The sequence below is a fragment of the Jiulongibacter sp. NS-SX5 genome, assembly GCF_052828545.1.
The window spans coordinates 1930433-1943446 of record NZ_CM128248.1 but is presented as its reverse complement, the minus strand read 5'-3'; the positions used below and the strand labels follow the sequence as shown (position 1 = coordinate 1943446).

Annotated in this window: 11 protein-coding genes; 6 read left to right on the top strand and 5 right to left on the bottom strand. The window is 41.3% G+C overall.

The annotated features are described in order from the left end of the window. Positions 1 to 48 precede the first annotated feature (48 nt). From ACUXV0_RS08570 to ACUXV0_RS08550, 5 genes are all read left to right on the top strand, one after another. A complete protein-coding gene (locus ACUXV0_RS08570) occupies positions 49 to 720 on the top strand; it encodes a DUF2461 domain-containing protein (RefSeq protein ID WP_446192670.1) in 672 nt (223 codons plus the stop codon). 184 nt (positions 721 to 904) lie between these two features. Beyond that, complete coding sequence (locus ACUXV0_RS08565) at positions 905 to 2020, top strand: efflux RND transporter periplasmic adaptor subunit (protein ID WP_446192669.1); 1116 nt, start codon at positions 905 to 907, stop codon at positions 2018 to 2020. A gap of 2 nt (positions 2021 to 2022) precedes the next feature. Next, the gene (locus tag ACUXV0_RS08560) at positions 2023 to 5211 is read left to right on the top strand and encodes an efflux RND transporter permease subunit (RefSeq protein ID WP_446192668.1); all 3189 of its coding nucleotides are present in this window, start codon (positions 2023 to 2025) and stop codon (positions 5209 to 5211) included. After that, the gene (locus ACUXV0_RS08555; protein WP_446192667.1) at positions 5204 to 6523 is read left to right on the top strand and encodes a TolC family protein; all 1320 of its coding nucleotides are present in this window, start codon (positions 5204 to 5206) and stop codon (positions 6521 to 6523) included. The genes ACUXV0_RS08560 and ACUXV0_RS08555 overlap by 8 nt, the downstream gene beginning before the upstream one ends. A gap of 84 nt (positions 6524 to 6607) precedes the next feature. Continuing rightward, a complete protein-coding gene (locus ACUXV0_RS08550) occupies positions 6608 to 7417 on the top strand; it encodes a CPBP family glutamic-type intramembrane protease (protein WP_446192666.1) in 810 nt (269 codons plus the stop codon). 6 nt (positions 7418 to 7423) lie between these two features. Here the strand turns inward: ACUXV0_RS08550 and ACUXV0_RS08545 are convergent, their stop codons facing one another. The 5 genes from ACUXV0_RS08545 to ACUXV0_RS08525 form a co-directional block, all read right to left on the bottom strand. Then, positions 7424 to 7783, bottom strand: coding sequence for an iron chaperone (locus ACUXV0_RS08545; RefSeq protein ID WP_446192665.1), 360 nt, complete (start codon positions 7781 to 7783; stop codon positions 7424 to 7426). Positions 7784 to 7884: 101 nt separating this feature from the next. Beyond that, on the bottom strand, positions 7885 to 8754 hold the full coding sequence (tatC, locus tag ACUXV0_RS08540) for a twin-arginine translocase subunit TatC (protein ID WP_446192664.1): 870 nt from the start codon (positions 8752 to 8754) through the stop codon (positions 7885 to 7887). A gap of 87 nt (positions 8755 to 8841) precedes the next feature. Further along, positions 8842 to 10122, bottom strand: a complete 1281-nt coding sequence (locus ACUXV0_RS08535; RefSeq protein WP_446192663.1) for a serine hydroxymethyltransferase — start codon at positions 10120 to 10122, stop codon at positions 8842 to 8844. 80 nt (positions 10123 to 10202) lie between these two features. After that, positions 10203 to 10766: a DUF4494 domain-containing protein gene (locus ACUXV0_RS08530; RefSeq protein ID WP_446192662.1), complete on the bottom strand. Its 564-nt coding sequence runs from the start codon at positions 10764 to 10766 to the stop codon at positions 10203 to 10205. A gap of 83 nt (positions 10767 to 10849) precedes the next feature. Next, positions 10850 to 11704 carry a TraB/GumN family protein gene (locus ACUXV0_RS08525; RefSeq protein WP_446192661.1) on the bottom strand — a complete coding sequence of 285 codons (855 nt, stop codon included), beginning with the start codon at positions 11702 to 11704 and terminating at the stop codon, positions 10850 to 10852. A gap of 203 nt (positions 11705 to 11907) precedes the next feature. On the opposite strand from ACUXV0_RS08525, the gene ACUXV0_RS08520 reads away from it, so the two are divergent. Further along, positions 11908 to 12990 carry an aminotransferase class V-fold PLP-dependent enzyme gene (locus ACUXV0_RS08520; protein ID WP_446192660.1) on the top strand — a complete coding sequence of 361 codons (1083 nt, stop codon included), beginning with the start codon at positions 11908 to 11910 and terminating at the stop codon, positions 12988 to 12990. The last annotated feature ends 24 nt before the right edge of the window (positions 12991 to 13014 follow it).

Sequence of the window (13014 nt, the reverse complement as noted above, 5' to 3'; positions counted from 1 at the left end):
CCAAAAGTTATATTTGCTACTCTACCTTCAATCAAAAGAAATACTCAGATGACTGCCATTGCCCAAAGCACTTTTAAATTTCTCAAAGACCTAAAGAAGAATAATAACCGAGACTGGTTTCAAGAGAATAAGCCTGTTTATCAGCAAGCAAAGGCAAATTTTGATGAGTTTATTGATGAATTGATCAAAGAAATGGCAAAGTTTGATCCATCTGTAGCACATCATACGGCTAAATCTACAGTCTTTAGAATCTACCGTGATGTAAGGTTTTCCAAAGATAAGTCGCCGTACAAAACGCATTTTGGTGCTCATATCACCAGTGCAGAGAAGAAATCTGAAATTCATACCCGTTCCGGGTATTACATTCACATTGGTCCGGGTGAGAGTATGCTGGCAGGTGGTGCTTACATGCCTCAGGGTGATTGGCTCAAAAATATAAGACAGGAAATTGACTATAACGGTGAGAATCTCATCAATATCATCGAAAATAAGGACTTCAAAAAAACATTTGGAGAGCTGGAAGGGGAGAGTCTCAAAAGACCACCAAAGGGATATGATGCCGAGCATCAATATATAGACCTACTGAAAAGAAAGAGTTTCCTTGCCACACATCAGGTCAAAGACGCCGAGGTGACCAAATCAGATTTTCCGGCTTATGCGGCAGGTGTTTTCCAAACTTTGAAGCCACTAGGCGACTTCCTGAATTCTGTCATTGAATAGTTTTTAAATAAGTACGACTTCTCCAATAGGTCGATTTATTTAGATGATAGGTATAAAATATACTGCCACTCCTCTTTAAGTGGTTTGATCACACTAGCAATTGAAGTTTCTTTGCCAAACCTTCTTTTGAAGTATTGTGTTTAACTAGAATATTTACTCGATTCTATCATCAATTAAGCTATAAATGAGAATACTCATCAGTGTGATTCTGGGCTTAGCCATTTTGGGCGGAGCCTTTTTTCTTTTTCAAAACCTCTCTGACAGTAAGAAAGCACCTGTAAAGCAAAACGGTAAATCTGTCAATGCTGTCTTTGTGACTCCTGCAGAAAATCTGGACCTGCCCATCATGATTGAGACCAACGGTACTATCAAGGCTCAGGAGAGAATTGAGCTGTATACCGAGGTTCAAGGGGTTTTATTGCAAGGCAAAAAGCCTTTCAAGCCTGGTCAACGCTACAAAAAAGGAGAGCTCCTACTGGCTATGGACTCCAAGGAGTTTTATTCCAGCTTGCTATCGCAAAGAAGTAATCTATATAATAGTATTGTAACCATCATGCCTGATCTGAAGTTTGACTTACCCGAGTCTTTTGATCAATGGCAGAAATATTTAGATGAGTTTGATATCAATCAAAACCTCAAGCCTTTGCCTGCGGCACTGAATGAAAAAGAGAAATACTTCATTAATGCGAAGCAAATAGTAGCTACTTACTATAACATCAAAAACCTGGAGGAGCGTCTGCAAAAGTATCAGATCACGGCTCCTTTTAGTGGGATTCTTACAGAGGCCTTGGTAGATCCGGGAACATTGGTGCGTACCGGTCAGAAGCTTGGTTCATTAATTAATCCGTCTGTCTTTGAGCTGGAAGCCAATATCAACTCAGATTATCTGGATTATTTAAGAGTAGGCAAGCGAGTAACCGTAACAGATCTGGCCGGCGAGAAACGTTGGACTGGTTTTGTAAAAAGAGTAAACGGAATTATCGACCCTACTACCCAAACCGTGCAGGCTTTCATTCAGATTTCTGGGGCAGGTCTTACAGAGGGGATGTTCCTGGAGGCCGAGGTTACGGCACAAACAGAATCAAACGTATTAGAAATAGACCGTTCATTATTGACAGCAGATAATAGTGTCTTTGTGGTGCATAGCGATACCGTACTCGTGAAAAAGCCTGTAGAAGTGGTAAACTTTACCGATAAAAGAGCCATGATTCGTGGTTTAGAAAACGGAGAATTGATGCTTAGCAAACCATTGCCAGGAGCATTTGATGGTATGATCGTTTCAATCACAAATCAGGAGTAAGCATGAGAAAAATAATAGAGTATTTTATCAAGTTTCCTGTTGCGGTCAATGTGGTCATCGCCGCTTTTGTGATCTTCGGGTTCTTTGGACTTACCAGACTTAAATCTTCATTTTTCCCGCTGGCAGATTCTAAAATCATCACCATTGCTGCCATATACCCTGGTGCTTCACCACAGGAGATTGAAGAAGGGGTGATTCTGAAGATAGAGGATAACCTGAAAGGACTGGTAGGTATAGACCGTGTTACTTCTACTTCAAGCGAGAGCTCAGGGGTTGTTACCATTGAGATTGAAAAAGGTGAGGATATCAACGTCATTCTGGCGGAGGTTAAAAATGCGGTAGACCGAGTTCCATCTTTCCCTACAGGCATGGAGCCACTGGTGGTAGAGAAAGTTGAGAATATTAGAGAGACCATCATTTTTGCGGTGAATGGTGCTGATTTGCCACTAAAAACACTGAAGACGATAGCTCGTGGTATTGAGAATGACCTCAGGGCCATGGAAGGCATCTCGCAGGTGGAGCTGAGTGGTTTCCCTGATGAAGAAATTGAGATAGCTGTTCGTGAAAAAGACATGTTGGCTTACGGCATCACTTTTCAGGAAGTGGCTCAGGCGGTAGCTAGTGAAAACATTCTGGTGACTGGTGGTAATATCAAAACCAGTCAGGAAGAGTATCTGATAAGAGCCAACGGAAGAAATTATAACGCCAAAGGGCTGGATAATATCATTGTACGGACTAATCCAAACGGTAAAATCATCAGGCTTCGTGAGGTAGCTGATGTGATAGACCGTTTCTCTGAGACGCCTAATTCCAGTTATGTAAATGGTCGTTTGGCGGTGAATATTTCGGTGAGCAATACCAATGATGAGGATTTAGTATCATCGGCTGATCAGATCAAAGCCTATATTGATAATTTTAATGACAATAATGAGAATGTTCAGTTGGAGGTTCTGGCTGATTCATCTATCAGATTGAACCAAAGGACACAATTATTGGCGGAAAACGCGGCTGTGGGGATGCTTCTCGTACTGTTGTTTTTGTCCTTATTTCTCAATACCCGTTTGGCATTTTGGGTGGCTATGGGCCTTCCGATCTCCTTTTTAGGGATGTTCATTTTTGCAGGATTTTTTGATGTCACCATCAATGTCCTTTCTCTATTCGGAATGATCATCGTGATTGGTATTCTGGTAGATGACGGTATCGTTATAGCAGAGAATATCTATTTCCATTATGAAAAAGGTAAAGACAGGGTTACAGCAGCCATAGATGGTACTTTAGAGGTGATACCACCAATTGTATCCGCTATTATTACCACACTTTTAGCTTTCTCTACTTTCTTATTTCTGGATGGTAGAATAGGGGAGTTTTTTAGTGAGGTAGCTGTCATTGTAATTCTGACCTTGACCGTTTCATTGATAGAGGCATTGATCATCTTGCCAGCTCACCTGGCACACTCTAAAGCTTTGGAGAAACAGAAGAAAGAAGAAAAGAAGACAGGTTTGGCCCTGGTCTTTGCCAAGCTTAGAGAGTTCAATAAGATTGGTGAGAAATTCATCAACGTGTTACGAGATAAAATCTATGAGCCCACATTGAAGTTTGCCCTAAACTATAAGTTTTTTACAGCGGCAATTTTTATTGGTCTTCTCATGATTACTGTAGGAGCCATAAATGGAGGGATAATCAGAACCTCGTTTTTCCCTAGTATCGCCTCCGACAGAATCAGTATTACACTGAAAATGGAAGAAGGTACCAATGTGAGTATCACCGATTCTATTCTGAACTATATCGAGGAAAAAGCATGGGAAGTCAATGATATTTATACCGAGAAGCAAGGGAGTGGCGACCAGGTATTTGAGAACGTGATCAAGAATATTGGGCCGGGCTCTGCCAACGGTAGTATTGTGATCAATCTCTTGCCGGGTGAATTAAGAGCTTTTTCTTCTCCTGAAATTACCAATGCAGTAAGAGATAGAGTAGGTGAGGTGTATGGTACCGAGCTTCTGACTTTTGGATCAGGTGGTAACTTTGGCGGTTCGCCGGTTTCGGTTTCATTGCTTGGTAATAATATTGCCGACCTGAAGCTGGCCAAAGAGGAGTTAAAAGCAGAAATGCGTAAGAACCCTGAACTGAAAGATATCTCAGATAATGATCCTAAAGGGATCAAAGAAATCAAAATAAAACTGAAGCCGAGTGCATTCCCACTAGGACTGAATACGCAGGATGTGATGTCTCAGGTGCGTAGTGCTTTTTTCGGACTGCAAGTGCAGCGTTTTCAGCGTGGTCAGGATGAAATCAAGGTTTGGGTAAGGTATGATCTGGCCAATAGATCAAGTATCAATAACCTGGATAAAATGAAGATACTTACTCCTGGCGGTGGTAGAGTACCATTTAAAGAGATCGCTGATTATACCATCGAGCGTGGTGAAATCTCCATTAACCATCTGGAAGGGAGAAGAGAAATTCAAGTTACCGCAGACCTGAAAGACAGAAAGTCTTCAGCACCTGATATTATTGAAGATCTACGTCAAACGGTCATTGCAGATATTTTGGCCAAGTATCCTTCTGTTTCTGCCTTATATGAAGGACAAAACAGAGAATCAAATAAACTGATGAAGTCGGCAGAGATGGTCATACCAATTATTCTCTTCCTGATGTACGCAACTATAGCATTTACATTCAGGTCATACGGCCAGCCTATGTTATTGCTTATGATGATACCGATCAGTTTGATTGGTATTGCATGGGGGCACTGGATTCACGACTTCCCGATTAACTTCCTTTCAGGTTTAGGGATCATCGCCCTTATCGGGATTATGGTGAACGATGGGCTGGTGCTGATCGGGAAATTCAATGGGTACCTTCGGGAAGGCATGGGCTTTGACGAGGCTCTTGTTTTGGCAGGCACCTCTCGTTTTAGAGCTATTTTCCTTACTTCATTGACCACTATTGCGGGTCTGGCTCCTTTGATTTTTGAAAAGAGTAGACAAGCACAGTTTTTAATACCAATGGCCATCAGTATCGCCTACGGGATCGCCATTGCTACCGTTCTTACACTATTGTTTTTACCTATTCTTCTTTCTACTAGTAACTCCATTAAAGTTGGCTTTAAATGGCTAAGAACAGGAAAAGATATTACAAAAGAAGAAGTAGAGAGAGCGGTAATTGAATTAAATGATCAGGCACATGCTTAAAAATATTATATCGTTTACGGCAATTACTTTGTTGGTGGCTTCGCAAAGTTTTGCTCAGCAATTTCTGTCAAAAGAAGCCGCCATCCAGATGGCTCTGGAAGAGAATTTCAATATCAAGATATCTAAAAATGCCATTGAAATTGCTGAAGGAAACGCCTCAAAAGATAATTTAGGCTTTAAACCTACAGTAAGTGTAACCGGCGGAGCCACTTATAATCTGGATAACTCAAAGGCCGTTTTTCAGGATGGGAGAGAGACTCAGCTAAATTTCGCTGGTTCAAACAGCATGAATGCCGGAGTCGGAGTCAATTATGTATTATTCGATGGCTTTAATCGTCAATACAACCTGGAGAGAAATCTTCAATCGTACACGGCTTCTCAGCTGAATGCTCGACTGGCATTGGAAAATGTATTGCTTCAACTGTTCAATGCGTATTATGAGATAGCTCGCTTGGAGGTGGACACTGAAAGTTTGAAAGAGCTATTGGCCATTTCAAAAGAAAGACTGGAGCGTGCAAAAGTGTCCTACGATTACGGTGTTGGTACTTTACTAGATATCTCAAATGCTGAAGTAGATGTGAATACGGACAGTATTGCGGTACTGAACCAGCAGCAGTTGGTCAGTAATGCCCGTCACAATCTCAATTTTATTCTGAATACAGATGTGCTCCAAAATTATGAGGTGGATACCAATGTGGTGTTTTCTCCATTAATGAGCCGAGAGCAGTTTATTACAGGCCTCAAAGGAGCTAACGTACAATTATTAATGGCGGCTTCAGATATCAGATTGAGCGAAATTGATCAAAAGCTGACCACAACGAGCAGACTACCAACTATCAGCCTTGGTGGTCAATATGGGATAAATAGAATTCAGAATAACTCAGCTTCGTTCCTGGATAGATTAAATTCAAACGGACTTTCTACCAGCGTAAATCTCAATTGGGATGTTTTTGATGGCGGTCGCAGAAAAGTGCAGGAGCAAAACGCCAAGATCACCAAGTTAAATCAAGAGTTGAATTATGATTTGCTATATCAGCAGATCTTACGTGATTTTGAAAATGCCTGGACCACCTATCAAAATAGATTAACGGTATGGAAGGCCTTGGAGCAAAACGTCATCACTAGTCGCTTGAACTTTGTTAGATCACAGGAACGATATAATCTTCGTCAGATCACTTCACTTGCCTTCCGAGAAGCACAGTCAAATTACCTGACTGCTATGACCTCCAGAAACCGTGCGAAGTATGATGCCAAGCTCGCAGAACTACAAGTTTATAGTACAGCTGGTAAAATTCAGGACGCTGTCTATTAGAGAAGTCTATTGGTTTGGTGAGGGGCTTGTATCAGTTGATACTCGGGATAATCCTTTATCTTAAGGGATAATACTTCGTAAGCCATGAAACCTCATCAGAAAGCTTTTTTATTCTTATTAATTCTATGGGTTTGTGACCTTTTATTCAGGAAAGGGTTCATAGCCTTCATTGTGCCTGTATCACTGCCGCAGCATTTGGGTTCAGTGGTGATGTATACCATTTTTGCTGCATTAGCTCTCTGGTTAACATCAAAATTTGCTTCTAGCGATAAGCTCTCTTTATCCAGTCTTGGAGTATCCTTTAGTAAGGCCAATACCAATGACTTTCTTGTTGGTTTTGGTGTTGGGGTTATTCTTTGGGCTATAGTATCAGTTGCTCAGTCTCTTTCTGCTGGGTTTTCCTGGGAATGGAACGAACAGGTTTCTATTTCGGGGCTACTTTTTGGACTGATTTTTATTTTTATCGCAGATTTAGGAACCGAATTATTTACTCGTGCTTACCCTTTGGTTCAGCTAAAAAATCGATATGGATACCTCTTAGCTATCGCTATCATGGTGGTGTTTGTAGGGCTCAAAAGTTATTCCTTTGAAGCTTCAGGAGAACTATTGACTTATATCATTCTCATTCCTGCTTTGCATACAATTTTCTTCAGTATCATTTACTTTAAAACCAAGAGGTTAGGGGCAGCTTTGGGAATTCACACAGGAGCAAATTTCGTGACCATCAGTGTCTTTGATTTAAGGCCTGCTCAGGTTGGTCAGCTAATTCCAAGTGGTCTTCTTAAGCCAGATACCAATATTGAAACCTTATCCTTACATGCCTTACAGCTCCCATGGGTAGGTATGGCTATAGCTTTTAGTGCAGTGGTCTATTTCTGGCGGAAGAAGGCTTAGAGCATTTTATTTCGCCAGATTCTCTTTTACTCTAAAAACGACCACCCTCTTAATGAGGTCAGAAGGTAGTGGTTCAGAAAGAGGAAATTGTACTGAACCTTTGCCTGTCTTGTAAGAAGCAAATTCTTCTGCAAAAGCAGAATGCCCTGTGGGAGTAGCATAAAAGCCAATATGTTTGGGGTATGCTCCAAAGTAAACCAAGGGTTTCTTTTTGAGTTTATAAGCAGGCATACCGTAACTAATGCTCTCTTCAGCTTCAGGAGCATTTTCCTTTATTAGAGTTCGCATTTGATGAAGGAACTCTTGCGTCTCTTTTGGGAAAGAGGCGATATACTCTTCTACGTTTTTAGGCTTCTCCGATTTCATATCTGAAGTTTTAAGAAAGTTACGGAGAAAACCTGAATGCTCAAGCAAAGTAAAAGCCCACTATATGAAGCGGGCTTTTGTTATTTGTTTATAGAAATGTCTTAGTTATTGGCGGCATCTGCTGCCTGCTCTTTCAACTGTCGTTTGTATTCTCTTCTTGAGACAACAATACTCACCTCATACAGGAAGTAAAGCGGTATGGCCACCAAGACCTGAGAAATCATATCAGGGGAAGGAGTAATTATGGCTGCAATAATCAATAAAACCACGATAGCATGTCTTCTGTAGGTTTGTAAGAATTGAGGATTGACAACACCAACCTTGGTTAATACAAAAATAGCCATTGGCATCTGAAAAGTGATACCACAGGCTAGCACCAAGGTAGAAAGTACTCCAATGTATGACTGGATATCAAATTGGTTTTCAATGCTTGGATCAATTTGGAAATTCACGAGGAAATTGATGGCAAATGGAGCCACAATGAAATAGCCGAAGGTAATCCCCATAAAGAATAGGAGGGTGACAAAGAATACAGACCCCCTACTTGCCTTCTTTTCATTGATTTTTAGACCTGGCTTTACAAAACGCCAAATTTCCCAGAATACATACGGGAAAGCTATCACAAGTCCGCCAATGGCAGAAGCGGTTAACTGCATCATGAACTGACCAGAAACCTGACGACTCATCAGCGAGAAGTTCATCTTCTCCACACACAAGCCAGCCCAGCCTACGGCTGTTCCTATCTTACACATCATTCTGTAGGTCCAGAAGTCAGGTTCAGAAGGTCCAAGAATTATGGTATTGAAAATCCAGCTCATAGAGAACCAGGCCACAATCATAAATACCAATATGGCTCCCAAACTTCTAATCAGGTGCCATCTTAATTCTTCCAGATGCTCTATAAAGGTCATCTCAGAGCCATCACTTTGCTCTTCTTCGTAGTCGATCTCTTTTGATTGGTCTAATGCCATTTCTTTCTGCTAAAGCGAATCTAAATTAAACAGAAAAACCTTGCCGCTAAACAGATCGGCAAGGTTTTCAGTCAGTTCTATTGATTTCTATTGAAATAAAGGATAATCCTTCATCCAGTCATTAATTTCTCCTCTTACAGAGCTGATGATCGCTTCATTATCGTTATTGGTCAAAACCTTGTCGATCAGGCATACGATTCTTACGAAATCATCTTCTTTAAGACCACGAGTGGTCATTGCAGCAGCACCCACACGCATACCACTGGTTACCATTGCCTTGGCTTCATCAAACGGTACCATATTTTTATTAACCGTAATGTCGGCCTGCACCAGCGTGTTTTCTGCCAATTTACCGGTGATACCTTTCGGTCTCAGGTCTATCAGAGCCATATGATTATCTGTACCATTAGAGATTACCTTGTATCCAAGTTTGACAAATTCATCAGCCATAACGCTAGCATTCTTCTGAACCTGCTTCACGTAGTCTGTATATTGGTCCGTAAGTGCTTCACCAAATGCTACTGCTTTACCCGCGATAGCATGCTCTAATGGTCCACCTTGTGTACCTGGGAACACTCCTGAGTCTAATAATGAAGACATCGTTCTCACTTTACCTTTCATGGTGGTGATACCAAACGGATTTTCGAAGTCATTACGCATCATAATAACTCCACCACGTGTTCCTCTTAGAGTTTTGTGCGTGGTAGTGGTAACGATATGACAATGGTCAAAAGGATCATTTAATAATCCTTTGGCAATCAAACCCGCCGGGTGAGAGATATCTGCCAATAAAATGGCACCTACCTGATCTGCAATATTTCTAAGTCTGGCGTAATCCCAGTCTCTTGAATAAGCCGAAGCACCACAAATGATCATTTTTGGTTTTTCAGCCAAAGCTTTTTGTTCAACTTTATCCCAGTCGATCAGCCCTGTTTCTTTCTCTACCCCGTAGAAATGAGGCTCAAAATATTTACCAGAGATATTCACTTTAGAGCCATGCGAAAGGTGACCACCGTGTGCCAGATCAAAACCAAGAATTTTATCTCCTGGGTTTAAACAAGCTAAGAATACAGCGGTATTGGCCTGTGCTCCAGAGTGTGGCTGTACATTGGCCCAAGTCAAGCCAAACAGTTCTTTCAAACGGTCAATGGCCAGCTGCTCCAGTTCATCTACCACTTCACAGCCACCGTAGTATCTCTTGCCTGGTAAACCCTCGGCGTATTTATTGGTTAAAACACTACCGGTAGCTTCCATTACCTGCTCAGAAACGAAGTTTTCTGAAGCAATGAGTTCAATACCATGTAGCTGTCTTTTGTGTTCTCTTTTGATGAGGTCAAATACTTGATTATCACGAGTTATCGTAGACATGGAGACTTGATTTTTTGGAGTTTTAAATTTGAGTTGCAAAAATAAGGGCTGAGCCTTTATTTCTTCTATGATTCTTTAATTTATTCCTCTGTGGAGGTTTCATTTTCATCTGCTGCCGGTGCTGGAGCTGCCGGTTCTGCCTGGGCCATTTGTGCAGCTTCAGCTTCTACTTCAGCCAGCGGTCTGAAATTCCCCTGCTCCACACGCTTCTGATCCATCTGCTCATAAGGTATCACCTCCAGTATTTTGGTGGCGTTTATATCAGAGATGATATAGTCTTCTACAGTTCCAAGTCGCTGTTCCAGAGCCTCGTAGGCCTCTTTAACGCTATTGGCATTGATCAGCATCACTACGGCTGTTTTCTTTTCCTGCTTGGTTTTTTCATCAAAGATAATGTATTGCACTCGACACTTAAACCACACTTCAGCGTCGTTATCCTGAATAAAAACTTCAGCCAACTTCATTTTAGTGATGGCGGTTAGTTCAAACTGCGGTTTGCCACCAGCCAGGTAATCATAGCCTCTGGTCTCAGCGTCTGTGTAAGAAACGGCGTCAAAAAGAAATGCCTCGGTGATGTTTTTGACTTTATCGTCTTCAATGACCTGTTGATACTTGATTTTGACCTGATACCAGTTCGTATGCATAATGTATAGACTCTTTTGAATAAAAAATGAAGGTGCAAATGTAGGGTTTACATTGATTACACCTTCAGTCTTTTTCTCAAAAATTAATGCACAGGAGTGATTTCATAACCCTCTGCCTTGAGTAGTTTTAAAAGCCCTTTTTCTCCCAAAAGATGTCCGGCTCCTACGGCAATAAGGCTGCTTTGCTCCGCAATAATTTTGGGTATAGCCGCCACCCAGTTTTGGTTTCTGTTGGTCAAAAGCTTTTCCTCCAGATTCTCAAAGCTGAATTTACTTTCCTCCATGATGGTTTCCAGTTCTTCTAGGTCTTCAGAGAGATAACTCTTTATCATTCTGTCAAATTCAGCCTTAGCGTCATCAATTTCTTTGACCGATTTTACCAAAATTTCAGCTTGTTCTTCTAATGAGATAGCATCTATAAAGCCTAATTGTTCTGCCACGGTTTCCAGGCCGATGACTTCTTTGCTTTCGCCCTGAGCCAGCACAGTAAGTTCTTGTTCATAGGTTTTGAGAGGGCAACCCAAAAGACTTGGGTACAGCATAGACATAGTCATAAATGGTTTTACCTGTTTTACTGCATCTAGCGGAATGCCCACATTCGTTTTGAAATAATCTGCCACGGTCTGGTAATCCTCCTCAGAGATGAAATTGTCAAGTGTTTCACCGCCTGTCATCATCATATTTTGCTGCATTTTCATCATCATTTGAGGGTCATCCATATCCAACTCCAGTACGAGCTGTTCGGTCTGCTCACCTGCTGATTTCAAGGCTTCAGAAATCTGAAAGTCGCTTTGGCACATTAAGTGAATTGTGCCAAAAAGGTATGAAGGTTTCTCCAGGCCATTACCTTCTATTTTATAAAGAAAGGTGTTTGATTGTTGACCAAGAGAAGTGAAAGCAGTGAAGAGTGCGATAAACGCGTAAACGATTTTTTTCATGATGTTTATGTTTTGTTTGATGCTCTAAGTTGGTCTCAGACTCCAGATGCTGAAAGTCAAAGTGAGCAGCAGAAAGAAATGTGTGATCAAATAGATGTTTTCTGTGATTTGAGAATGGGTCACCCACAAAACTATTGATCCCTTTGATTTAGAATATCATGATTTCAGCTAATTTTGCACCTCATTTTCAATAACAGTTTTTGATGTCTAGAAGTAAAACATTTTTTACGGCGGGTCCCGCTGAGTTATATCCTCGTTTTGAGGAGTTTCTGCAAGAATTCGTTGATCTGCAGTTGGGGTCTATTTCGCACAGAAGTCAGCAGTTTAAAGATATTTACCAGCATACCGATGAGCAATTGCGTGAGCTCATGAATATCCCGGCCGAAAACGCAATTATGTTTACAGGTACGGCTTCAGAAATCTGGGAAAGAATTATACTGAACTGTACAGAACTTGAAACCTTTCACCTGGTGAATGGCTCGTTTTCTAAGAAGTTTTACAGCTATGCGGCTTCTTTAGGACGTCATGCTCATAAGATGGAAAAGCCTATGGGTGAGGGCTTCAGCTATGCCGAAATAGAAGTGCCTGAGTTTGCGGAGCTTATTGCCACGACACAAAATGAAACCAGTACTGGTGTACAAACCCGTGAGCCGGATATCAATAAACTGAAAAGAGGAAACAGCTCAAAACTGGTGGCCGTAGATATGGTTTCTTCTGCCCCTGTTCCGGAAATTGATTTTAGCTTGGTTGATACAGCTTTCTTTTCTGTTCAGAAGTCATTTGGTTTACCAGCTGGTTTAGGTGTTTGGATTGCCAATGAAGCCTGTTTGGCTAAATCAGAAGAGATCTCTACCAAAAGTTCCATAGGGGGGCATCATCGCCTGCCGGAGCTTTGGAAACAAAGCAGAAATTATCAAACGCCTTCTACACCTAATGTGATGGGCATTTATCTTCTGGGGAAAGTGGCTGAGGATATGAATAACAGAGGTATAGAAAACCTCAGAAAAGAAACAGATGCCAAGGCCAATAAGCTTTATAAGTACTTTGCCGGCAAAGAGGGCTTTTCTATAGGAGTAGAGAAAGAAGAGCACCGAAGTAGAACCGTGGCTGTGATCAATACCGAAAGACCGTCTTCTGAGGTTATTTCGGCATTGAAAGAACGCAATCTGATCATAGGAGCAGGGTATGGGCCAAACAAAGAGACACAGATAAGAATTGCTAATTTTATAGCCAATACACCTGAGCAAATTGATAGCTTAATTAAGGCCTTTGATGAGTTGTTTTGATTTTTAGCCCTAAAAGCTGAAAGT